The sequence below is a fragment of the Pseudomonas sp. B14(2022) genome, from assembly GCF_012030485.1.
Taxonomy (GTDB): domain Bacteria; phylum Pseudomonadota; class Gammaproteobacteria; order Pseudomonadales; family Pseudomonadaceae; genus Aquipseudomonas.
Genome location: NZ_JAAUVM010000021.1, coordinates 100412 through 125383, shown reverse-complemented (window position 1 = coordinate 125383; position 24972 = coordinate 100412). Strand labels below are relative to the sequence as shown.

Sequence of the window (24972 nt, the reverse complement as noted above, 5' to 3'; positions counted from 1 at the left end):
GTCCATAGGTTTCAGCTCTCTCCAGGGCATGGTCAGATCCTCGCGAAATCGACCCTGCCAGTTAAAAACTGTTACCTATGTGTGTGAACTGATTTGTAACCCATGTGGGTGAGTCATACCGGCGAAGCGTTTTTGGTTACTTTTGGCGCTCTTCCAAAAGTGACCCGCCGTAAGGGCGGAACCATAGGTAGCCGTGACCGCAGCAACGGATATGTACTCACCCAAACCCAGCGGAGATTAAAGCCCTTCCAACTCCGCCATCAAATCACTCAACCGATCCACCTTCTCCGCACTGATCTCATTAGCCGCCAGCCCCTCGATGTACTCGGCCAATTCCGCCACCGTGCTGCACTCGAACATCGCCCGCAGCGGCACGTCCCGTTGCAAGGTCTTCTGCACGCGCGAGGCAATCTGCGTGGCCAGCAACGAGTGGCCGCCCAGTTCGAAGAAGTTGTCCTGCACGCCGACCCTTTCGACTTTCAGCACCTCGGCCCAGATCGCGGCCAGGGTGTTTTCCAGTTCGTTGCGCGGCGCCAGGTAGTCCTGGCTGTGCAACTGCCCAATCTCCAGTTCCGGCAGGGCCTTGCGGTCGAGTTTGCCGTTGGCGTTGAGCGGCAGGCGCTCGAGCCATAGCCAGTGCAGGGGCACCATGTATTCCGGCAGTTCGGCGCGCAGGCGTTGCTTGATGCGGTCCAGGCGTTCGCTTGTATTGAGGGCTTCGTCGGCGGCCACCAGGTAACCCACCAGATGCTTGCCGTTGGCGCCTTCGTGCACGCCCACTGCCGCATCGCGGAGCTCCGGTTGTTCGTGCAGGCGCGCTTCGATTTCACCCAGTTCGATGCGGTAGCCGCGAATCTTCACCTGATGGTCGATACGTCCGACGTACTCCAGCACGCCATCGCTGCGCCGCCGTGCCAGGTCGCCGGTGCGGTACAGGCGCTCACCCGGTGCGCCGAAAGGGTTCGGCACAAACACCTGGGCGGTGCGCAGCGGATCGCTGACATATCCGCGGCCCACACCGGTGCCGGCCACACACAGCTCACCGACCGCCCCTTGGGGCACCAATTCCAGCGCGCCATCCACTACGTACAAACGGTTATTGTCCGTCGGCGTACCAATCGGCAGGTAAGTGCCACGGGTGGACGCCGGATCGACGCGGAAGAACGCCACATCGTCCGAACATTCCGCCGGGCCGTAGGCGTTGACCAGGCCGATATCCGGGTAACGCAACAACCACTGGTGCGCCAGCTCCGGCGGCATCGCTTCACCGGTCGGCAGCATCCAGCGCAAACCGTCCAGGCTGATGCGATCCTGGGCGAGCATGCCCTGGATCAGCGACGGCACGCTTTCCAGCACAGTGATGCCGTGTGCTTGGACGTGCGCCAGCAAGCCCTGCGGATCGTGGGCGATGCTGTTCGGCACAATATCCACCCGCGCACCGAACAGCGGCGCGGCGAGGAATTGCCACACGGAAATATCGAAGCTTTGCGAGGCCGTCTGGGCGATCACATCCGCTGGCGTCAGGTCCATATACGGCACCTTGCTCAATTGGTTGTTGAGCATGCCGCGCTGTTCGACCATTACGCCTTTGGGCAGGCCGGTGGAGCCCGAGGTGTAGATCACGTAGGCGAGGTTATCCGGGCCGCTGTAGATGCCCGGATTTTCCCCACGGGCAGGCACTTCGTCCCACACCAGCAACTGGCAGTCGACGCCGTCCAGCAGCTCGATGGCCTGCTCGCGACACGCCTCGGTGCATACCAGCAGCGGCGTGCGGCTCATATCGATGATGCGGCTCAGGCGCTGGCTCGGCAGGCCCGGGTCCAACGGCAGGTAACCGGCGCCGGCCTTGAAGCTGCCGATGATCATGCCCAGCAGGTCCAGGTTACGCTCGGCCAGCAACGCCACCGGTTGGTCCAGGCCGACGCCTGCCGCAATCAGCGCATGACCCAGGCCGTTACTGCGGCGGTTCAACTCGTCATAGGTCCATTGCTGGTCCAGGCAGCTGGCGGCGATACGCTGCGGATCCGCGCTCACCTGGGCTTCGAACAACTCGACATAGCTGCGCTCCAGCGGGTAGGCGTGTTCGCTCTGGTTGCAGCCGTCCAACAGGAACGCGCGCTCCTGCTCGCCCATCAGCGGCAGGTCGGCCATATCACCGTGGAAGCCCTGCACCAGCGCCAGCAGCAGGCGCTTGAATTCGCCAAGCATGCCTTGCACGGTGGTTTCGTCGAAGTAACGCTGGTCGTAGGACAGGTGCAGGCCGAGGTCATCCCCCGGATAGCACACGGCAGTCAGCGGGAAGTTGGTGTGGGTGCGGCCGGAGTCCGAGGTGGCATTCAGGCTGTGGGCGCGGTCCAGTACCGAGACTTCCACCGGGGCGTTTTCGAACACGAACAGGCTGTCGAACAGCGGCTGGCCCTTGGGCAACTCGCTGTGTTCCTGGATCGTCACCAGCGGCAGGTATTCGTACTCTCGCAGTTGCATATTGCTGTCGAGCAACGCACTCAACCACTGGCGTACGCTGCAGCGCTGGTCGTCCTCGGGCAGCTTCACCCGCAGCGCGATGCTGTTGATAAACAGGCCGACGGTACGTTGCATCTCGGGCATTTCCACCGGGCGCCCGGCCACGGTGACGCCGAACAGCACGTCACGGTCGCCGCTCAAGCGCCGCAGCACCAGCGCCCACGCCGCCTGGGCAAAGGTGTTGACGGTGAGTTGATGGGCCTGGGCCAGTTCGCGCAGTTGCGCACCGTCACGGGCGTCGAGCCGGGTGTAGCAGTCGCCCACCACCATGCCGCCGCTGTGGCCGGCATGTTCGCGCAGGAACGGCCGGTCGCTCGGGATCGGCGTCGTGCGCTCGAACCCTTGCAGGTTCTGCTGCCACCACTGGCGTGCTTCGGCGAGGTTCTGGCGTTGCAGCCAGGCGATGTAGTCGCGGTAGCGCGGCGGCGTAGCCAGTTGTGCCTCGCGGCCTTCGCCGAGGGCCATGTAAATATCAAAGAAGTCATTCATCAGCAGCGAACGGCACCAGGCATCGATCAGGATGTGGTGGTTGCTCATCATGAACCAGTAGCGCGCTTCGCCGACGCGGATCAGGCGCAGGTGGAACGGCGCCTGGTTGAGCAGATCGAAACCGGCTTCGCGCTCGGCCTTGAGCAGCGCTTGCAGGCGCGGTTCCTGTTCGCTTTCCGGATCGGCACTCCAGTCCAGGTACTCAATCGGCGTGCTACCCGGCTTGTGAATCACTTGCAGCATGTCTTCACCGACGTTCCAGCAGAACGAGGCGCGCAAGGCTTCGTGGCGGGCGATCACCGCTTGCCAGGCCTGGGCGAAACGCTCGGGGTCGAGGGCACTGTTGATGCGGTAGCGGTCCTGCATGTAGTAGAGGCCGGTGCCCGGTTCGAGCAGGGTGTGCAGCAGCAGGCCTTCTTGCATCGGGGTCAGCGGGTACACGTCTTCGATGGCGCTGGCCGGTACCGGCAAGGCATCCAGTTGCGACTGGGTCAGGCGGGCCAGGGGGAAGTCGGACGGCGTGAGGCCGCCGGCGTTGTCCTCCAGGCAATGGGCGACCAACGCTTGCAGTTCGGCCAGGTAGGCCTGCGCCAGATCCTGGATGGTCTGCTGGTCGTGGCGTTCGCGGCTGAAGGTCCAGCGCAGCACCAATTCGCCGCCGTACACCTGGCTGTCGACGCTCAGCTCGTTGGGCAGCGGCGCGTCCGGGTCATGGGCCAGGCCCGCCGATTCGTCCAGCGGATGGAACAGCGCATCGGCGCCGAAGCTCTGGTCGAACTGGCCGAGGTAGTTGAAGGTGATCTGCGCGCTTGGCAGCGCGGCCATGCTTTGTTTGCACGCGTCGTCCGCCAGGTAGCGCAGCACGCCATAACCCAGGCCTTTATGGGGCACAGCACGCAGCTGTTCCTTGATCGCCTTGATCGAGTCGCCCTGCCTCACGTGCGGGGTCAAGCGTAGCGGGTAAGCGCTGGTAAACCAGCCGACGCTGCGGGTCAGGTCGACTTCATCGAACAGGCTTTCGCGGCCATGGCCTTCCAGTTGGATCAACGCCGAATCATGCCCGCTCCAGCGGCACAGCACACGTGCCAGGGCAGTCAGCAGCAGGTCGTTGACCTGGGTGCGGTAGGCGCTTGGCGCCTGTTGCAGCAACTGGCGGGTGTGTTCGGCATCCAGGCGCACGCTGACCGTATCGGCATCGCGATTGCGCCGCGAACCGTGCGGGCGGGCCACGGGAAATACCGCGTCAGGACCGGCTAACCGCTCCTGCCACACGCTCAACTCTTCACGCAGGGATTCGCTGCCGGCATACGCCTGCAAGCGGGCGGCCCAGTCACGCAGGGCGCTGGTCTTGGCCGGCAGGCTGACGGACTGGCCGTCGCTGAGCTGGCGGTAAACGTTTTGCAGGTCTTCGAGCAACACGCGCCACGACACACCGTCCACCACCAGGTGATGGATCGCGATCAGCAAGCGTTGCTGACCTTGCGGCCCATCCACCAGCAAGGCGCGCAACAGCGGGCCGTGTTCCAGGTCGAGGCTGCGCTGGGTGTCGGTGAACAGCGCGGTGCACTGCGCCATATCGCGCACTTGCGCCTGCATCAGCACGCCGCCCTGGGGCACGGCCAAGTGTTCGGCATGCCATTGCGCATCGCGCCGGGTGAAGCTCAGGCGCAAGGCGTCGTGGTGTTCCAGTACCGCCAGCAGCGCTTGCTCCAGGCGATGAGGGTCGAGCAGTTGCAGCGGTTTGAGCACCAGCGCCTGGTTCCAGTGCTGACGCGCAGGAATATCGGTGTCGAAGAACCAGTGCTGGATCGGCGTGAGGCCCGAGCGGCCGGTGAGCACGCCTTGCTCGGCGATGATCTGCTCGGCGCGCGTGGCGACCGCGGCCAGGGTTTGCACGGTCTGGTGCTGGAACAGGTCGCGGGGGCTGAAATGAATCCCCGCCTGCCGTGCGCGGCTGACCACCTGGATCGACAGGATCGAATCGCCGCCCAGTTCAAAGAAGTTATCGTCGAGGCCGACTTGCTGCACGTTCAACACCGCGCACCAGATCGACGCCAAGGTGCTTTCCAGCTCGTTGCGCGGCGCCACGTAGTGTTGGCGATTGGCCTCGGGGTCGGGTTGCGGCAAGGCGCGGCGGTCGAGCTTGCCGTTGGCGGTGAGCGGCATGCTGTCGAGGACGATCAGGTGCGCGGGCACCATGTAGTCCGGCAGTTGTGCCTTGAGATGGGCCTTGAGCGCGTCACGCAAGGTGGCGTGGTCGGCGTCGCTGACCAGGTACGCCACCAGCTGCTTGCCACTCGGCGAATCCAGCGCCAGCACCACCGCTTCACGTACGGCGGCGTGCTCCAGCAGGCGGGTTTCGATCTCGCCCAGCTCGATCCGGAAACCGCGAATCTTCACCTGATGGTCGATGCGCCCCAGGTACTCCACCAGGCCATCGGCGCGTTGGCGCACCAGGTCGCCGGTGCGATACAGGCGACCGCCAGCGGCGGCAAACGGGTCGGCGACAAACCGCTCGGCCGTCATCCCCGGACGTTCGTGGTAACCCTGGGCCAGACCGGCGCCGCCGACATACAACTCGCCGGTCGCGCCTTGCGGTACCAGTGCCAGGTCGGCGTCGAGAATGTAGGCCACGCGGTCGCCGATGATGCTGCCGATCGGCACACTGGCGGCGCCCTCCTCCAGTTGCTGCGGCGCGAGGCTGGCCAGGGGCATGACCACGGTTTCGGTCGGGCCGTAGGCGTTGAAAAACACCTCGGGCTGGAACGCCGCACGGATACGCTGCACGTGTTCGCCGGTCAGCGCTTCGCCGCCGGTGATGCACATGCGCACCGGCAAGGTCTGCTGCTGGGTCGCCAGCCACTGCGCCAACTGGCTGCCGTAGCTCGGGGTAAAACCGAGGATGTTGATGCGATGGGTACGAATCAGCCCGCAGATTTCCTCGGCATCCCACTGGCCCTGGGCGCGCAGGACCACCTGCGCACCGCTGAGCAGCGGCACCAGCAAACGCTCGGTGGCGGCGTCGAAGTTGATCGAATAAAAGTGCAGCTCGCAATCGTCCGGGCGCATGCCGAAGCGCTCGATCACGGCCTGGCAATGCATGGCGATTTCACCGTGGGACACCACCACGCCCTTGGGTTTACCGGTGGAGCCGGAGGTGTAGATCAGGTAGGCCTGATGCTGCGGCACGCTGATAAACGGCAGCTCGCCGACGGGGTAATTCGCCAGCACCGGCAAGTCATCTTCCAGGCACCAGCAGGCCACGGTCGCCGGCAATTCGCCGAGGGCTTCGAACATCGCCGCATCACTGAGCAACAGGCCGATGCCACTGTCTTCGATCATGTAGTGCAGGCGGTCCAGCGGGTATTCCGGGTCCAGCGGCACATAGGCGCCACCGGCCTTGAGGATCGCCAGCAGGCCGATGACCATTTCCAGCGAGCGCGGCAGCGCCAGGCCGACACGCACCTGCGGGCCGACGCCGCGCTCGCGCAGCATCCACGCCAGGCGGTTGGCGCGGGCGTCCAGTTCGGCATAAGTGAGGGTGACACCGGCAAAGGTCAGCGCCGGGGCCTGCGCACGCTTGAGCGCCTGCTGGCTGAACAGTTGATGGATGCACTGGTCGAGGCGATGCTCGCCGGCTTCCACGCCCAGGCTGTCCTGCAACGCACGTTGCTCGGTGGCGCTCAGCAACGGCAGTTCGCTGAGGCATTGTTGCGGGTTGGCGATCAACGCTTCGAGCAGGTTACGCCAATGCTCGGCCATGCGCGCAATGCGTGGTTCATCGAACAAATCAGTGCTGTAGGTCAGGCAGCAACCCAGGCGATGATCGAGGTCGGTGACTTCCAGGTTGAGGTCGAACTTGGTCGCGCGGGCATCGTTGGCCAGGTAGTCGACGGTCATGCCGGCCAGTTGGCGGCTCTGCTGGAATTCCCAGCGCTGCACGTTGCACATCACCTGGAACAGCGGGTTGTACGCCGCGCTGCGTGGCGGTTGCAGGGCTTCCACCAGATGGTCGAACGGCAGGTCCTGATGGGACTGGCCTTCGATCACGGTGTGGCGGACCTGCTCGAACAGCTCGGCAACATTCATCTGCCCAGTGAGCTGGCAACGCAGCACCTGGGTGTTGAGGAACGCCCCGATCAGCCCCTCGCTTTCCGGGCGAATGCGGTTGGCCACCGGCGCGCCGATGCGCAGGTCGGTCTGGCCGCTGTAGCGGTAGAGCAACACCGCCAGGGTGGCCGTCATGGTCATGAACAGGGTCAGGCCACGTTCGGCGTTGAAGGCACGCACACGAGCGCCGAGATCGTCGCTGAGGTCGAAGCGGTACAGCTCGCCCCGGTGACTTTGCACCGGTGGCCGCGGACGGTCGCCGGGCAATTCGAGCAACGGGTGTTCGCTGCCCAGTTGCGCGGTCCAGTAATCCAGCTGGCGTTGGCGCTCGCCAGACTCCAACCATTGGCGTTGCCACACGCTGTAGTCCAGGTACTGCACCGGCAACGGCGCCAGCGGTGACAGGCGCTCATCGATAAACGCTTCGTACAGCGCGCTGAGTTCACGGGCAAAGATGTCCATGGCCCAGCCTTCGGTGACGATATGGTGCAGGGTCAGCACCAGGTAGTGTTCCTGCTCACCGGCCTTGACCAGGCATGCGCGCAGCAGCGGCCCGGTCTCCAGGTTGAACGGCGTGTGGGCTTCAACATCGGCCAGTTGCTGCAGACGCTGCTCACGTGCGCTTTCGTCCAGTGCAGAAATATCCTGCCAATCCATGCGCAGGCCGGTCTGCGCCGAGACCTTTTGACAGGCCACGCCGTCGACGCTCGGAAAGGTGGTGCGCAGGGTTTCGTGGCGCAGGATCAATGCCTGCAACGCCGCTTCGAAACGCGCCACATCCAGCACACCGCGCAGGCGCGCCATGCCGCCGACGTTGTAGGCCGGACTGTCCGGTTCCATCTGCCACAGGAACCACATGCGCTGCTGGGAATACGACAACGGCACCGGCACGCTGCGGTCGACGGTGGCGATTGCGGTTTGCTGGTTGCGTTGGCCGCTGGCCTGGATCAGGCCGACTTGCTCGGCAAAAGCGCCCAGCTCGCTGGCTTCGAACAAGGTGCGCAACGGCAGTTCGACGTCGCAGGCCTGGCGGGTGCGGGAGATGATTTGCGTGGCCAGCAACGAGTGGCCGCCGAGGGCGAAAAAGTCATCGCGCAGGCCGATACGGGGCACGCCCAGCACTTCACGCCAGATCGCTGCAACCTGCTGCTGCAAGGGTGTTTCGGGCTCGACGTGTTCGCGGGTTTGCCACACCGGCGCCGGCAACGCGCGACGGTCGAGCTTGCCGCTGGGGCTCAGCGGCATCGCGTCCAGGCGCATCAGTTGCGCGGGCACCATGTACTCCGGCAACTCGGCGGCCAGAGCGGCTTTTACGTCCTGTTCGTCCAGCGCGGTATGGGCGGTGTAGTAACCGATCAACTGCGCGTCACGCACCAGCACCACGGCCTGGGCGATGCCGTTCAGGGCCAGCAGGCGCGCTTCGATTTCTTCCGGTTCCACCCGGAAGCCACGCAGCTTGACCTGCTGGTCGAGACGGCCGAGGTATTCAAGCAGGCCATCCGCGCTCCAGCGTGCGCGGTCACCGGTGCGATACAGGCGCGCGCCGGCCTCGCCCAGCGGGTCGGCAACAAAGCGCTCGGCGGTCAAACCGGCACGCCCAAGGTAACCGCGCGCCAGGCCGATGCCACCAATGCACAGTTCACCCGGCACACCGGCCGGCAACGGGTTGAGCTGCTCGTCCAGCACGCGGCAGATCACATTGCCTAGCGGCCGGCCAATCGGCGAGCGCTCGCCATCCTCGGCAGTGCAATGCCAGTGGGTAACGTTGATCGCCGTCTCGGTCGGGCCATAGCGGTTGTGCAATTGCACCGCCGGCAACTGCGCCAATACGCGATTGCGCAACTCGGCGGGCAAGGCCTCGCCACCGGAGAACAGGCGACGCAGGCTGGTGCACTCGGCCACCAGCGGTTCGTCGATAAACAGCTGCAACAGCGGCGGCACAAAGTGCAGCGTGGTCACGCCGTACGCCTGCACCAACTGCGCAATGCGGTGCGGGTCGCGATGCTCGCCAGGACCGGCCAGCACCAGGCGGCAGCCGGTGATCAGCGGCCAGAAGCACTCCCACACCGACACGTCGAAACTGATCGGTGCCTTTTGCATCAGCACGTCGCTGTCATTCAGTTGATAGGTAGCCTGCATCCACTGCAAGCGCTCGGCCAGCGCCGCGTGGGTATTGCCCACGCCCTTGGGCTGGCCGGTGGAGCCGGAGGTGTAGATCACATAGGCGAGGTTGTCGCCGTGCAGGTGCAGGCCCGGTGGCTGAGTCGGCCAACCGTCGAGGTGCAGGGTGTCCATGGCAATCACGCACACGCCTTCGGCACTCGGCACGCGGTCCAGCAACGCGGTCTGGGTCAGCAGCAGGTGCACGCCGCTGTCCTTGAGCATGTAGGCCAGGCGCTCGGCAGGGTAATCCGGGTCCAGCGGCACATAGGCGCCACCGGCCTTGATGATCGCCAGCAGGCCGACCAGCAACTGCGGCGAACGCTCGGCGGCGATGGCCACGCACACGTCCGGGCCGACACCTTTGTCACGCAGGTAATGGGCCAGGCGGTTGGCCTGGGTGTGCAGTTGGGCGAAGGTCAGGCTGCCGTCCTGCCAGACCAGCGCGGTGGCGTCCGAGGTGTGTTGGTTGAGCAGTTCGGGCAGCCAGTGTTGAGCCGGTGCGCACGGCGCCTGGCTCCACGCTGGCTGTTCGTCCTGCTGCATCAGCTGGAGGTCGCCGATGGCCTGTTGCGGTTGTTCGCACACGGCCTGCAGCAGGTGAATGAAGTGCTCGGCCAGGCGCTGGATGGTCGCGCTGTCGAACAGTTCATCGGCGTAGTCGAAGGACAGGCTCAAACGCCCGTTGCGGTCTTCTTCGCTGTGCAGTTGCAGGTCGAACTTGGCTTCGCGGCTGTGCCAGGGCAGCTCATCGGCGAGCATGCCCGGCAGGCGGCGCAAGGCGCTGAGGTCACGTTGCTGGTGGTTGAACATGACCTGGAACAGGCCCTGTTCGCGGGCTTGCGGGAAGGCTTCCAGCAGTTGCTCGAACGGCAGGTCCTGGTGGGCCTGGGCGCCCAGTGCAGTCTCGCGGGTGGCGGCCAGCAGCTCAGTGAAAGGCAAGCGTCCGTCCAGCTCGGCACGCAGCACCAGGGTGTTGATAAAGAAGCCGATCAGGCCCTGGGTTTCCTGGCGCGGGCGGTTGGCATTGGGCACGCCGATGCGGATATCGCGCTGGCCGCTGTAGCGGTAGAGCAAGGTCTGGAACGCCGCCAGCAACAGCATGAACGGCGTGGACTCGTTGGCCTGGGCAGTCTGGCGAATCGCTTCGCTGAGGCTGACACTCAGGCGCGCACTATGGCGCGACGCACTGTGGCGTTGCCGGGCCGCACGCGGGTGGTCGGTGGCCAGGCTCAGGGTCGGGTGCTCGTCCCCCAGTTGGGCTTTCCAGTACGCCAGTTGGCGCTGGCCTTCACCGTCGGCCAGCCATTGGCGCTGCCAGCTGCCGTAGTCGGCGTACTGCAAGGCCAGTGACGGCAACGTCAGGGCCTGGCCCTGGCGTGCGGCGGCGTACAGACGCGAGAACTCGTCGATGAGGATATTCAACGACCAGCCGTCCGCGATGATGTGGTGCAGGGTCACCAGCAACTGGTGATCCTCATCGTCCAGGCGCACCAGGGTCACCCACAGCAGCGGGCCTTTTTCCAGGTCGAACTGGGTGCGGGCTTCGTCCTCGCGGATCTGTTGCGCGCGGGCTTCACGCTCGGCGGCGGGCAAATCACTGAGGTCGATGATTTGCAGGTCGAAATCGCTGTGGGCATCCACACGCTGGAAGGCCTGGCCATCACGTTCATAGAAGCGCGTGCGCAGGGCCTCGTGACGCTGGATCAGGTGCTGGAAGCTTGAGCGCACCGCCTCTTCATCCAGTTCGCCACGCAAACGCAGGGCGCCGGGGATGGTGTAGGCGCTGCTTTGTGGGTCCAGTTGCCAGGTGATCCAAAGGCGGTTCTGGGCCAGGGATTGCGGCAGCTCTTCCTGGCGTGACAAGGCATGAATAGCACCTTGGGCGATGCCGCCGTCCTGTTGCAGTTGCGCCACGTTGGCAGCAAATGCAGACAGCGTCGGCGCCTCGAACAGCAGGCGCAGGTTCAGCTCCAGGCCGAGGGTTTCGCGCAGGCGCGCGACCACTTGGGTGGCGGTGATGGAGTTGCCGCCGAGCAGAAAGAAGTGATCGTCGGCCGCCACCGTGGCGACCTGCAACTGCTCGCACCAGATCGCCCCGATCTGGCTTTGCAGTTCGGATTCCAGCGCAACAGCGCTTGCCTGCGCGTGCAGATCGGGGAACTGCGCGTAGCAGTCGAGGCTGCCGTCGGCCTGCCGAAGCGCGCACGCCGCACGCTGCACCTTGCCGCTGGAGGTCTTGGGCAAGCCGCCGGGGTTGAGCAACACCACCACGCACGGCGCCTCTTGATAGGCCTCGGCCACGGCTTGGCGGATAGCTTTGATCAGCGCTTCAGGCGGCAGGATTTTCTGCACGCTGCGGCTTATTTCCGCGGCGATGCCGATGCCTTCCAGGCCCTGGTCATTCACCGCAAACGCGGCGACCCGGCCCTTGCGCACCACTTCCACTTCGCGCTCGATGGTCTGTTCGATGTCCTGGGGGTACAGGTTGTGCCCGCGCACGATCAGCAGGTCTTTCAGGCGACCGGTGATGTACACCTCGCCCTCGCGGATAAAGCCCAGGTCACCGGTGCGCAGCCAGGTGCGGCCGGCATGCTGCACGAAGGTCTTGGCGCTGGCCTCCGGGTTGCGCCAGTAGCCGTGGGCGATGCTCGGACCGCTGGCCCAGAGTTCGCCGACGCAGTTGTCGGCCAGCTCGGCCAGTGTGTGCGGGTCGGCGATCAGTACCGCGTGTTCCGGCTGGCGGGTGCCGCAACTCATGATCGCACTGCCCTGCCCCGGCTCGGCGCGGTTGGCGGCCAGGGCCTGCTCGTCGACGCGCAGCGCCGGGATGCCATGGCCACGCCGGCCGCCGGCGACAAACAGAGTGGCTTCGGCCAGGCCGTAGGAGGCGAAGAAATTATTCGGGGTAAACCCGCAGGCGGCGAACTTCTCGGCGAAGCGCTCCAGGGTGTCGAGGCGGATCGGTTCGGAGCCGGAATAGGCCACGCGCCAGCGGCTCAAGTCCAGGCGTTCCAGGGCCGTCTCGCTGACCCGCTCGCTGCACAGGCGGTAGGCGAAATCCGGCCCGCCGCTGATGGTGCCACGGTATTCGCTGATCGCTTCGAGCCAGCGCAACGGCCGGCCGAGGAAGTAGGCCGGCGACATCAACACACACGGCACGCCGCTGAAGATCGGTTGCAGCAGGCCGCCGATCAGGCCCATGTCGTGGTACAGCGGCAACCAGCTGACGATCACATCGTCAGGGTTCAGGTCGATGCCAAAGCCGCGCCGTATCAGCACTTCGTTGGCCACCAGGTTGCCGTGGCTGACTTGCACGCCCTTGGGCAACGCGGTGGAGCCAGAGGTGTATTGCAGGAAGGCGATGTCATCGGGGTGCAGGTCGGGGGCGCTCCAGGCGCCGGCGATCTGTGCTTCGAGGGTGTCGACACTCAGCACCGGCGGCGCGTTTTCGATCTGCGCGAGGCCATCGGCCAGGCTGGCGATGGTCAGCAGCAGGCGTGGTTCGGCGTCACCGATAATCGACAGCAAGCGCTCCTGGTGATGACGGCGGGTGGACTCCGGCGGGTAGGCCGGTACCGCGATCACCCCGGCGTACAGGCAGCCAAAGAACGCCGCGACGTAGTCCGGGCCACTGGGGAACAACAGCACCGCGCGGTCGCCCAACTCGGCGTTGGCCTGCAAGGCGGCGGCGATGGTGCGGGCGCGTTGGTCCAGGTCACGGTAACTGAGCACCACGTTGTGCTCGGCCGACTCGGCGAGGAAGCGCAAGGCGACCTGGTCCGGGGTCTGCGCGGCGCGACGTTGAAGGGACTCGACCAGGGTGCGGGGAAGTTCGAAGGCGTCCATCATGGGGTTCCTGCCTGAAATCGGCTTACGGGAAATTCGGGAATGGGAGAGCGATCAGCCGGCGGCCAGTTGCCGCGCCGCGCCGTTGCGCCAGCGAGCCAGGTGTTCGTCGGCGTAGCGCCGCACGCAGCGCAGTACGGCGCTTTCGTGTTGGATAAGGAAGAAGTGGTGGCCGTCGAACATGTCCAGGGAAAAGCCACTGGCGGCATCGAGTTGCCAGTCGAGCAACTGGTCGGCGCGCACGCTGTCCTGCGTGCCGCCAAACACATGGATCGGCATGCCCAGCGGCTCGCGATCGCCGTAGGTGAAGCTGCCGCACAGCAGGAAGTCGGCGCGCAGGATCGGCAGCATCAACTGCATCAACTCGGGGTTGGCCAGGGCTTCTTCAGCGGTGCCTTGCAGTTCGCGCAGGCGGACGATCAGTTGCGCGTCGGTCTTCTCGATGGCGTATTCGCTGACATCACGCCGAGCCGGACCGGCCGTGCCGGAGGCGAACAGCGCCAGCGGCGCAGGGACATTTCGTGCGTTTAACGCGTGGGCCAATTCAAAGGCCAGCAGGCCGCCGAGACTATGGCCGAACAACGCATAAGGGCCGCTCAAGTCGCCGCTGATTTCCTCCGCGAGCTGCGCCGCCAAGGCCTTGATATCGCGCTGCAGGGGCTCGTCCATGCGCATGCCACGGCCGGGCAATTCCAGCGGGCACACCTGCAACCACTCCGGCAGGGTGCGGCGCCAACGTGCGTAAACCATGGCACTGGCGCCCGAATAGGGCAGACAGAACAGGCGCAGTCGAGTCGGTGTAGTCATCCCGCGACGACTCCAAACTGAAACACGCTGTGTGCACGATAAAAACCCATTTCGTCCTCCTGCGGGTGCTGATCCCTGGCCGCTTGGCTAACGGACCTGTCACCCAGAAGAACGGACGGCACCGGCAAATAATTAGTCGCCGGGTACGTGCGAGACGTGGTTCACACCAAACAAGAAAGCATAAGATTAGTTCGCCTTCTCATTTGACAATCATTATCATTAAGAATAATTTGTTGCCCGATGTGTAGGAGGCCTCAGCAAGGACGCCCTCCCCTAACCTCTTTTGCGACAAGGTGACTTCCATGACGGAACAAGTATCCACAGGCAGGTGCGACTCACCGCTTCTCCAGGCATTTGTCGACAATCGACTGATTCTGGTGAAGATTGCGGCACGTATTACCGGGTGCCGCTCCCGTGCTGAAGATGTAGTGCAGGACGCCTACTTCCGCCTGCAATCGGCGCCGACGATCACGTCATCGTTCAAGGCCCAACTGAGTTATCTGTTCCAGATCGTGCGCAACCTGGCGATCGATCACTATCGCAAGCAGGCCCTGGAACTCAAATATTCCGGGACGGAAGAGGAAGGCTTGAATGTGGTCATTCACGGCGCTTCACCGGAAACCTCCCACATCAATTTCAACACCCTGGAAAACATCGCAGACGCCCTGACGGAGTTGCCCCAGCGCACCCGCTACGCGTTCGAGATGTACCGCCTGCACGGTGTGCCGCAAAAGGACATTGCCAAAGAACTGGGGGTTTCACCGACGTTGGTGAACTTCATGATTCGCGATGCGCTGGTGCACTGCCGCAAGGTGTCGGGCAACCACAGCGATACATTTGCGCGGCGGGTTTGACCTCAGGGCACCGCCATCACATCGATGCGATACGGCTCGAAAATCTTCAGCATCTCGCCCTTGTCGCGCAGTCGCTTGAGCAACGCCGAAAACGCCTCGCCCGTGATCGGCGCCTTGGGCCGCAGCAACGCGTAGTGGTGATAGACCTGGTCGATGCGCTCCGAGACCAGGAACTGCCCGGCCATATCCGCATTGCGCACCATGAAGTCACTCAAGTACGAACGGGTTACCAAGGCGATGTCCGCCCGCCCGCGCGCAACCATCAGCAGGTTGCTGTCATGGGAGTAGGTCAACGTGGCGTTGAAGTGCTCAGCCAAGTACTTGGGGTCGGGGTTAAAGTTGGCAAAGGCGTAGTGATAACCGCTGAATACCGCCAGGCGCTTGCCGGTCAGGTCGGCGAAATAGCTTTGGTCACGGCCTGGATCATGCTGGGCAACGAAGATTTCCGCATCTTCAAGGCCCATATCGACGCTGGTGTGGGGAATCTTCTGCCAGCCCCAGTCGGGATTTTCGAAAATAGCCATGTCAATCCGGCCCTGCTCGAAATCGCGGAAGCGCCTGGGGATGGAGGTGGGCACCAGCACAAACTGGTAGTCGGTCTGCGAGGCGTTCAGGACCTCCACCAGTTGCGGCAACAAACCGGTATCGGCGCCCTGCTCCGGACGCACGGTGTAGGGTGGAAAATGCGCCGCGCCGATGCGCACCAGTTGCGCAGCCGAAGCCGGCAACCACGCTGCGGTGCCGAGAGCCCATAAAGTAAGTCCTGCAGCCAACCGCCATGGCGAAAACATCAAGGCACACACCGTTCAATACATCGATGTCGATAAGCTAGGCGTTTTTGTTCGGCTAGACAACTTTCCATCGACAAATTAAGAGCTTGCGCCTCAATCGGCCTTCAAAACCATCAACAAGGCTTCTTCGGCCAATTGCTCCAGGGTCAGGTTGCCCTCGGCACGAAACCAGGTGGTGGTCCAGGACAAGGCCCCGGTGAGGAAGCGTCGCGCAATAAACACATCACCCTTGATGTAGCCCGCCGCCTTGGCTTCGCCCAACACCTGCAGCCAAATGTCTTCGTACACATCGCGCAGCGCCAGTACCTGGGCCTGGGCGTCGGCCGACAACGAGCGCCACTCATACACCAGCACCGCCATGGCCTCGCCGCTGCCGCCCATGATCGATTGCAACTCGCAGCGAATCAGCGCCCGCACGCGTTCGCGCACGTTGGTCGCCTCCTCGAGCGAGGCGCGCATCAAGGCCGTGTTGTAGTGGATGGTTTCCTCCATCACCGCACGCAGGATCTCGTCCTTGCTCTTGAAGTGATGAAAGATGCTGCCGGACTGGATGCCCACGGCGCTGGCCAGGTCGCGCACGGTGGTGCGCTCAAAGCCCTTGTTGCGAAACAGGTGAGCCGCGGTTTGCAGCAACTTGCCACGGGCACTGTCGGGGTCGGTCAATTGGCCGCCGTCGACCATGGTGCGCATCACCCGCAGGGCTTTGTGCTCATCCATGCTGCTCTCCTCTACTTCTACTGACGTCTTGGCCGGCAATTTAGGCCGTGCCAGTCACCCAAGCAAGCGCTTGGCTAAAACTTGTGACCAGAGTTTACAAACCAAGCGCTTGCTTGGTAGTCTCGTTGCCAGCCATTCGAGGAAGGATTTCTCATGAGCAAGACGGTTCGTATCGGCTGCGCCAGCGCGTTCTGGGGTGACACCTGCACCGCTGCCGCGCAGTTGGTGCACGGCGGCAAGCTGGATTACTTGGTGTTCGACTACCTGGCGGAAGTCACGATGTCGATCCTCGCCGGTGCCCGGATGAAAGATCCTCAAGCCGGCTACGCCACGGATTTCGTCGAGGTGCTCACGCCGCTGCTGGCCGAGATCCAGCACCAGGGCATCCGCGTGATCAGCAATGCCGGCGGCATCCACCCCCAGGCCTGCGCCGCCGCCCTGCAAGCCGCCTGCGATAAAGCCCAGATCCCGCTGAAAATCGCCGTGCTGCTGGGCGACGACCTGCAACCCCAGCTCAAGCACCTGCACGGCATCACCGACATGTTCAACGGCGCGCCGCTGCCGCCCCTGTGCGTTTCCGCCAATGCCTACCTCGGTGCACCGGGCATCGCCCAGGCGCTGCAATTGGGCGCGGACATCGTCATCACCGGCCGCGTGGTCGACAGCGCAGTGGTCAGCGCGGCACTGGTGCATGAGTTCGGTTGGTCGTGGCAGGACTACGACCGCCTGGCCCAAGCCGCCTTGGCCGGGCATATCATCGAATGCGGCGCTCAATGCACCGGTGGCAACTTCACCGATTGGCGCGACGTGCCGGACTACGAGCACATCGGCTTTCCCATCGTCGAAGTCAGCGCCGACGGTCAATTCACCGTCAACAAGGTCGAGGGCAGCGGCGGACTGATCAGCGAACTGAGCGTGGCCGAACAGCTGCTGTATGAAATCGGCGACCCACGCGCTTATTTACTGCCCGATGTGATGTGCGATTTCAGCCAGGTGAAGTTGCAGCAACAAGGCAAACATTGCGTACGCCTGCACGGCGCCAAGGGCCTGCCGCCGACCGCGCAGTACAAGGTCAGCGCCACCTACCCGGAGGGCTTTCGCTGCACCGCCAGTTGCCTGATCGCCGGGATCGATGCGGTGGCCAAGGCCGAGCGCGTCAGCCAGGCGATCATCAACAAGACCTCGGAGCTGTTCAGCCAGCGCGGCTGGGCACCCTACACCGAAGTGAATATCGAACTGCTCGGCAGCGAAGCAACGTATGGCGCTCACGCCCAGCGCCACGACTGCCGCGAGGTGGTGGTCAAGCTGGCGGTGCGACACCCGAGCAAGCAAGCGCTGGTGCTGTTCGCACGCGAGATCGCCCAGGCCGCCACCGGAATGGCGCCGGGGTTGACCGGGATTGTCGGTGGCCGGCCAACGGTCTACCCGCTGATCCGCTTGTTCTCGTTCCTGATCGATAAGGCCGCCTGCGAGGTGGTGATCGACTTCCAGGGCCAACGCCACGTCTGCACGCTGCCCGTCGCCGACGCCCCCCTCATGCCTGCCGCCGCGATGGATCCGCCCAACCCCCTGGGCCGCGCCGACGCCAGCGTGGCGCTGGTGAAACTCGCCGTGGCGCGCTCCGGCGACAAGGGCAACCACAGCAATATCGGGGTCATTGCCCGAGCCCCCGAGTACCTGCCGTGGATTGCCGAAGCGCTGACGCCGGAGGTGCTCGTCGACTGGATGGGCCACGTGCTCGACCCCGTGCACGGCCGCGTCGAACGCTGGTATTTGCCCGGCAGCCACAGCCTCAATTTCCTGCTGGAAAACGCCTTGGGCGGCGGCGGCATCGCCAGCCTGCGCATCGACCCCCAGGGCAAGGGCTTCGCCCAGCAGCTGTTGGAAATCCCCATCGCCGTGCCGCAACACATCGCCGATCAACTCACGTAAAGGAGCGTTGCCGTGGCCTTCGACTCGATCTTCAAAGCCGGCCTGTTCCAGGGCCACACCGTGATCGTCACCGCTGCACAAGGCGGAGCAATAAACCATGCCGCTGATTGAAAGCCTGATCGATGCCCATGGCCCCCAGTTCGCGCAGAACCGCCAGGCCATGCTCGAAGGTATCCAGCACCTGCGCCAACTGGAACACACCCTGCTCGCCAAGGCCGAGGAAGCCAGGCCCAAGTTCGACAAGCGCGGCCAACTGCTGCCGCGCGAGCGCCTCAACCTGCTGCTGGACCCTGGCGCGCCATTCCTGGAGCTGGCGAGCCTGGCGGGCTACAAGCTGCACGACGACAAGGACGGCAGCGCCGCCGGTGGTGGGTTGATCGCCGGCATCGGCTACGTCAGCGGCGTGCGCATGCTGGTGGTGGCCAATAATAGCGCGATCAAAGGCGGCACCCTTTCGCCCTCCGGCCTGAAAAAATCCCTGCGCCTGCAACAGATCGCCATGGAAAACAAACTGCCGGTGGTGACCCTCGCCGAAAGCGGCGGCGCCAACCTCAACTACGCCGCGGAGATTTTCGTCGAAGGCGCGCGCAGCTTTGCCAACCAGGCGCGCATGTCGGCCATGGGCTTGCCGCAGATCACCGTGGTGCACGGCTCGGCCACGGCGGGGGGCGCGTACCAGCCAGGGCTGTCGGATTACGTGGTGGTGGTGCGCGGCAAGGCCAAGCTGTTCCTCGCCGGCCCGCCGCTGCTCAAGGCGGCGACCGGTGAAGTCGCCACCGATGAGGAACTGGGCGGCGCCGAGATGCATGCGCAAATCGCCGGCACCGCTGAATACCTGGCGGAAAACGATGCCGATGGCGTGCGCATCGTGCGCGAGATTGTCAGCCTGTTGCCCTGGAACGATCGCCTGCCACAGGCGCCAAAACGCACTTACGCCGAGCCGCTGTACCCGATCGACGACCTGCTGGGGCTGATCCCCGATGACGCCAAAAAACCCTACGACGTGCGCGAGATCCTCGCGCGCCTGGCCGACGGTTCGCAGTTCCTCGAGTTCAAGGGGGAGTTCGACGCCCATACCGTCTGCGGCCATCTGCACATTCAAGGCCGTGCGGTCGGCGTGATCGGCAACAACGGCCCGATCACGCCCAAAGGCGCGAGCAAGGCGGCGCAGTTTATCCAGCTGTGCGACCAGAGCCGCACGCCGCTGTTGTTCCTGCACAACACCACCGGCTTCATGGTGGGTACCGAAGCGGAGCAGCAAGGGGTGATCAAGCACGGCGCGAAGATGATCCAGGCCGTGGCCAACGCACGGGTACCTAAACTCACCGTGGTGGTCGGTGGCTCCTACGGCGCCGGCAACTATGCGATGTGCGGTCGCGGCCTGGACCCGCGCTTTATCTTCGCTTGGCCCAACAGCCGCACAGCGGTGATGGGCGGTGCGCAGGCGGGCAAGGTGCTGCGGATCGTCACCGAGGCCAAACAGCTGAAGGACGGTTTGGTGCCCGATCCCAAGGTGCTGGACATGCTTGAGCAGGTCACCGCGCAGAAACTCGACAGCCAGTCCACTGCACTCTATGGCAGCGCGAATCTGTGGGATGACGGGCTGATAGATCCACGGGATACCCGTACCTTGCTCGGCTTTCTGCTGGATATCTGTCACGAGGCCGAAGTCCGCGAGTTGCAGTCCAACAGCTTCGGTGTCGCGCGTTTCTAACAGGAGAACAAGAACAATGATCTTCACCCAGGAACACCAGGAACTGCGCCGCACCGTCCGCGCCTTCGTCGACCGCGAGATCAACCCCCATGTGGACGAATGGGAAAAGGCCGGGCGCTTCCCCATCCACGAAATCTTCCGCAAGGCCGGTGACCTCGGCTTGCTGGGCATTTCCAAACCGGAACAATTCGGCGGCATGGGCCTCGACTACAGCTACTCGATCGTCGCTGCCGAAGAGTTCGGCACCATCCGCTGCGGTGGCATCCCCATGTCCATCGGCGTGCAGACCGACATGTGCACCCCCGCCCTCGCCCGCTTCGGTTCCGATGAATTGCGCGAGGAATTCCTGCGCCCGGCCATCAGCGGTGAGCAGGTCGGTTGCATCGGCGTATCGGAAACCGGCGCCGGTTCCGACGTGGCCGGGCTCAAGACCCATGCGCGCAAGGACGGCGGCGACTACGTCATCAACGGCAGCAAAATGTGGATCACCAACTCGCCCAGCGCTGACTTTATCTGCCTGTTGGCCAACACCTCCGACGATAAGCCGCATATCAACAAGTCGCTAATCATGGTGCCGATGAACACCCCCGGTATCAGCGTCAGCCCGCCCCTGGAAAAGCTCGGCATGCACAGCTCCGAGACCGCCCAGGTGTTCTTCGACGACGTGCGCGTGCCGCAGCGCAATCGCGTCGGCCACGAAGGCGCGGGCTTCATGATGCAGATGCTGCAGTTCCAGGAAGAACGCCTGTTTGGCGCGGCCAATATGATCAAGGGCCTGGAATACTGCATCGACAGCACTATTGATTACTGCAAGGAGCGCCAGACCTTCGGCAAGGCGCTGATCGACAACCAGGTGATTCACTTTCGCCTGGCCGAACTGGCCACCGAAATCGAATGCCTGCGGGCGCTGGTCTACCAGGCCACCGAGCAGTACATCAAGGGCCAGGACGTAACCCGCCTGGCCTCCATGGCCAAGCTCAAGGCCGGGCGCCTGGGCCGCGAAGTCAGCGACAGTTGCCTGCAATACTGGGGCGGCATGGGCTTCATGTGGGACAACCCGGTGGCCCGCGCTTATCGCGACGTGCGCCTGGTGTCGATTGGCGGCGGCGCCGACGAAATCATGCTGGGCATCATCTGCAAACTGATGGGCACTTTGCCTGGGAAAAAACCATGAATACCCTGCTGCTCGAACCCCATAACGGCGTGTTGCACATCACCCTCAACCGCCCCGAATGCCGCAATGCCATGAGCCTGGAGATGGTCAACGAACTGCGCGCGGTGCTGGCGGGATTGGACAGCCAGGTGCGCGCGGTGGTGATCAGCGGCGCAGGCGGACACTTTTGCGCCGGTGCCGATGTGAGGGATCTGGTCAGCGCAGGCGAACAATTGCAGGCGTTGAACCGGGCCTTCGGCACGTTGCTGCAAGAGGTGGAAGCCGTGTCGCAAGTGGTCATCGTGGTGCTGCAAGGCGCGGTGCTGGGCGGTGGGTTTGGCCTGGCCTGCGTGAGCGACATCGCGATTGCCGACCACCAGGCGCAGTTCGGTTTACCGGAGACCAGCCTGGGGTTGCTGCCGGCGCAGATTGCGCCGTTTGTGGTCAAGCGTATCGGCCTGGCCCAGGCACGGCGGCTGGCACTGACGGCGGCGCGGTTCGATGGACGGGAAGCTGAACGGCTGGGGCTGGTGCACTTTACCGAGACCGACCCGCAGGCGTTGGCGGAGCGTCTGGATGAGGTGCTGGGGCAGGTGCTGCGCTGCGCGCCAGGTGCCAACGCGCGTACCAAGGCGCTGCTGCTGGCGAGTGTGGAGCAACCGTTAGGGCCACTGCTGGATCAAGCGGCGCAGTGGTTTGCCGAGGCGGTGACCAGTGCAGAAGGAATTGAGGGGACGCAGGCGTTTGTGCAGAAGAGAAAGCCTGGGTGGTGCAAGTGACGTCATCGGGGGCTTTCCCCCGATGAGGCCGGAACAGACACCGCATAACCCAAGGGATAATCCAATGCCCCAGCTCACCAAGATCCTGATCGCCAACCGCGGCGAAATCGCCTGCCGCATCCAGCGCACGGCCCAGGCATTGGGCTACCGCACCGTCGCCGTCTACAGCGACGCCGACGCCCAAGCCCGGCACATACAAATGGCCGACGAAGCCGTCCACATCGGCCCCGCCCCGGTACAGCAGTCGTACCTGAACATAGAAGCCATCCTCAATGCAGCCAAACTGACCGGCGCCGACGCCATCCACCCCGGCTACGGCTTCCTCTCGGAAAACCCCGATTTCGCCCGCGCCTGCCAAGACGCCGGCCTGACGTTCATCGGTCCCAGCGCCGAGGCCATCGAGTTGATGGGCAGCAAGCGCCTGTCCAAACTCGCCATGCTGGAGGCCGGCGTGCCTTGCATCACCGGCTACCAGGGCAGCGCCCAGGACGACACCTGCCTGCAGCGCGAAGCCGAGCGCATCGGCTACCCGTTGATGATCAAGGCCAGCGCCGGCGGCGGTGGTCGTGGCATGCGCCTGGTCCACCGGCCAGAGGCGCTGCTGGACAACCTGCACACCGCGCGCTCGGAAGCGAAGAACGCATTTGGCAGCGACGAACTGATCCTCGAACAGGCACTGATCGAGCCGCGCCACGTCGAGATTCAGCTGTTCGGCGACCGCCACGGCAACCTGATTTACCTCGGCGAACGCGACTGCTCGATCCAGCGCCGCCATCAAAAGGTCATCGAGGAAGCACCCTGCCCGGTGATGACGCCCGAACTGCGTCAGGCCATGGGCGAAGCCGCGCTCAAGGCCGCACGCGCGGTGAATTACGTCGGCGCGGGCACCGTGGAGTTCCTGCTCGACCGCAACGGCCGGTTCTACTTCCTGGAAATGAACACCCGCCTGCAGGTGGAGCACCCGGTGACCGAGCTGATCACCGGCCTCGACCTGGTGGCCTGGCAACTGCAGATCGCCGCCGGCCAGCCGCTGCCGCTCACGCAAGCGCAGGTGAGCCTGAACGGCCACGCCATGGAAGTGCGCCTCTACGCCGAAGACCCGGCCCTGGGCTTTCTGCCGCAAACCGGTGAGGTGCTGCGCTGGGAGCCGGCCGTGGGCATACGGGTTGACCATGGGCTGTGCGAAGGTGAAAAAATCGGCCCGTTCTATGACCCGATGCTCGGCAAGCTCATCGCCCATGGCGCCACCCGCGAAGAGGCCCGGCGCAAACTACTGCGGGCGGTGGAAGACACCTTGCTGCTGGGGGTGGCGACCAATCAACGGTTGCTGGCTGATTTGCTCAAGCATCCAGACTTTATCGGCGGCGATTTCAGTACCGGGTTTATCGCCGAACACTTCAGCGAAATACCGCGCCAGCCCGCGACGAGCGATCAACTCGCCCTGGCCGCCGCGCTGTTTTACCAACACAGCGCTGACCAGCATCCCCACGGCCTGGCGGGATGGCGCAACAACGCCAGTGTGCCCTGTACCTTTCGCCTGGAGGTCGACGGCGAAATCCACACCCTCACCGCTCCCCCTCTGCCACTCAGTGCCGATGGGCGTCATGCCACTCTGGTGCTCAACGGCATTCGCCGCCGCATCGCCTATCACCTTGAGGGCACCCGGTTGTGGCTACCCGGCCTGACCGTGACCAACCGCACTCAGCAAGTTGTCGCCCCCCCGGCCGACGCCGGCAGCGGCACGGTCAAGGCACCGATGGACGGCGCCATCGTCGACGTACGCGTCAGCGCCGGTGAACACGTGAGCAAAGGCCAACTGTTGTTGGTGCTCGAAGCCATGAAAATGGAGCATCCACTCAAGGCCGATATGGACGGTGTGGTCAAGGCCGTACAGGTCACAGCAGGCGATCAGGTACGCAATCGCCAGGTTCTGCTGGAGATCGAATAACCACCTAGTCGGAACTACAAGGCCGGGCTACGCTCTATCCCCAACAGGAAAGGACGAGTACGGGAACCTGCGCGATGCCTCATTGGCTGATTATTGACCTTGAAGCCACAACGGATGAAGGCGGCTGGCCCGTGACGGAGATGGAAGTCATCGAGATCGGCGCGAGCCTGGTGAACCGCCAGGGCCGCGAACTGGATCACTTCCAGCGCTTTGTGCGGCCGCTGCGCCGTCCATTGCTGACGCCCTTTTGTCGCAAACTGACCCATATCACCCAGGCAAATATCGACACCGCCGCGCCCTTCACCGAGGTGTGGCCGCTGTTTGAGCGCTGGCTGGGCCAGCATCAGGCGCGCCTGGAAGGCTGGGCCAGTTGGGGTGACTACGACCGCGTGCAGTTGGAGCTCGAATGGCAACGCCATGGCCTGACCAGCGCCATGGCCCCCACGCCCCATGTCAACCTCAAGCAACGCTTCGCCAAGGCACGGCGCCTGGACAAGCCCCTGGGGCTCAATGGCGCCCTGCAGTTGGCGGGGATGCAGTTCCAGGGCCAGCAACATCGAGCGCTGGAAGATGCCCGCAACACCGCGCGCCTGCTGCCGCTGATTTTGCCGGTCTAGGCAGCGCCCGAAGCCTTGGGCATACTGGCTGCCCTTTTCCTTGCTGCTCAACTGTAGAAGCGAGCTTGCTTGCGCAGGTCGTTGACGATAACGCTGTAAACCGGGCACCCAGCGGCGCTCTCAGGTTTTTCGCGAGCAAGCTCGCTCCTACAGAGTGAGCGTAAAGCAGCAACTTTTTCCGAGGATTCGCCCATGTTCAAAGTCAACGAGTACTTCGACGGCACCGTCAAGTCGATCGCTTTCGGCACCGCAGAAGGTCCGGCGACCATCGGCGTAATGGCCCCGGGTGAATACGAATTCGGCACCGCCCAGCGTGAAATCATGCACGTGGTGTCCGGCGCCCTGACCGTCAAGCTGCCCGACGCCAACACCTGGGAAACCTTCGCCGCCGGCAGCCAGTTCAACGTACCGGCCAACAGCAAGTTCCAGCTGAAGGTCGCGGTGGACACCGCTTACATGTGCGAATACCGCGGCTGACCGCTGCGCCGCAAAAAAAATGCCCGTCTCCTGCGAGACGGGCATTTTTTAT

12 protein-coding genes and 1 pseudogene are annotated in these 24972 nt (G+C 64.1%); 9 read left to right on the top strand and 4 right to left on the bottom strand.

All coding sequences use genetic code 11. The features are described from left to right. Window positions 1-237 precede the first annotated feature (237 nt). The gene (locus HCF10_RS24895; RefSeq protein WP_167656615.1) at window positions 238-13134 is read right to left on the bottom strand and encodes a non-ribosomal peptide synthetase; all 12897 of its coding nucleotides are present in this window, start codon (window positions 13132-13134) and stop codon (window positions 238-240) included. A 51-nt stretch (window positions 13135-13185) separates the two neighbouring features. Then, window positions 13186-13938, bottom strand: coding sequence for a thioesterase II family protein (locus HCF10_RS24890; RefSeq protein ID WP_167656614.1), 753 nt, complete (start codon window positions 13936-13938; stop codon window positions 13186-13188). Between the two features lie 302 nt (window positions 13939-14240). Between HCF10_RS24890 and HCF10_RS24885 the strand changes: the two genes are divergently transcribed. After that, a complete protein-coding gene (locus HCF10_RS24885; RefSeq protein ID WP_027603895.1) occupies window positions 14241-14792 on the top strand; it encodes an RNA polymerase factor sigma-70 in 552 nt (183 codons plus the stop codon). 2 nt (window positions 14793-14794) lie between these two features. Here the strand turns inward: HCF10_RS24885 and HCF10_RS24880 are convergent, their stop codons facing one another. Together HCF10_RS24880 and HCF10_RS24875 are read right to left on the bottom strand one after the other, a co-directional pair. Continuing rightward, window positions 14795-15583 carry a substrate-binding periplasmic protein gene (locus tag HCF10_RS24880; protein WP_131698542.1) on the bottom strand — a complete coding sequence of 263 codons (789 nt, stop codon included), beginning with the start codon at window positions 15581-15583 and terminating at the stop codon, window positions 14795-14797. Window positions 15584-15676: 93 nt separating this feature from the next. Next, a complete protein-coding gene (locus tag HCF10_RS24875; RefSeq protein ID WP_145336956.1) occupies window positions 15677-16300 on the bottom strand; it encodes a TetR/AcrR family transcriptional regulator in 624 nt (207 codons plus the stop codon). A gap of 153 nt (window positions 16301-16453) precedes the next feature. On the opposite strand from HCF10_RS24875, the gene HCF10_RS24870 reads away from it, so the two are divergent. The 8 genes and pseudogenes from HCF10_RS24870 (at window position 16454) to ppnP (ending at window position 24920) form a co-directional block, all read left to right on the top strand. Beyond that, window positions 16454-18232 (top strand): acyclic terpene utilization AtuA family protein, encoded by a 1779-nt coding sequence (locus tag HCF10_RS24870; RefSeq protein WP_167656613.1) that lies wholly within the window; start codon window positions 16454-16456, stop codon window positions 18230-18232. A gap of 97 nt (window positions 18233-18329) precedes the next feature. After that, complete coding sequence (gene atuC, locus HCF10_RS24865; RefSeq protein ID WP_167656612.1) at window positions 18330-19946, top strand: geranyl-CoA carboxylase subunit beta; 1617 nt, start codon at window positions 18330-18332, stop codon at window positions 19944-19946. A 16-nt stretch (window positions 19947-19962) separates the two neighbouring features. Then, window positions 19963-21120, top strand: a complete 1158-nt coding sequence (gene atuD, locus HCF10_RS24860; protein ID WP_167656611.1) for a citronellyl-CoA dehydrogenase — start codon at window positions 19963-19965, stop codon at window positions 21118-21120. Continuing rightward, window positions 21117-21878, top strand: coding sequence for an enoyl-CoA hydratase/isomerase family protein (locus HCF10_RS24855; RefSeq protein WP_167656610.1), 762 nt, complete (start codon window positions 21117-21119; stop codon window positions 21876-21878). Before atuD ends, HCF10_RS24855 begins: the two co-directional genes overlap by 4 nt. Before the next feature lie 64 nt (window positions 21879-21942). Continuing rightward, window positions 21943-23826 carry an acetyl-CoA carboxylase biotin carboxylase subunit gene (locus HCF10_RS24850; RefSeq protein ID WP_167656609.1) on the top strand — a complete coding sequence of 628 codons (1884 nt, stop codon included), beginning with the start codon at window positions 21943-21945 and terminating at the stop codon, window positions 23824-23826. 74 nt (window positions 23827-23900) lie between these two features. Further along, a complete protein-coding gene (locus HCF10_RS24845) occupies window positions 23901-24443 on the top strand; it encodes an exonuclease domain-containing protein (protein ID WP_053133333.1) in 543 nt (180 codons plus the stop codon). Window positions 24444-24508: 65 nt separating this feature from the next. After that, a pseudogene (locus HCF10_RS31800) lies at window positions 24509-24595 on the top strand (outer membrane lipoprotein carrier protein LolA); the annotation flags it as partial. A 40-nt stretch (window positions 24596-24635) separates the two neighbouring features. Continuing rightward, window positions 24636-24920, top strand: coding sequence for a pyrimidine/purine nucleoside phosphorylase (gene ppnP, locus HCF10_RS24840; RefSeq protein WP_167656608.1), 285 nt, complete (start codon window positions 24636-24638; stop codon window positions 24918-24920). Window positions 24921-24972 lie beyond the last annotated feature (52 nt).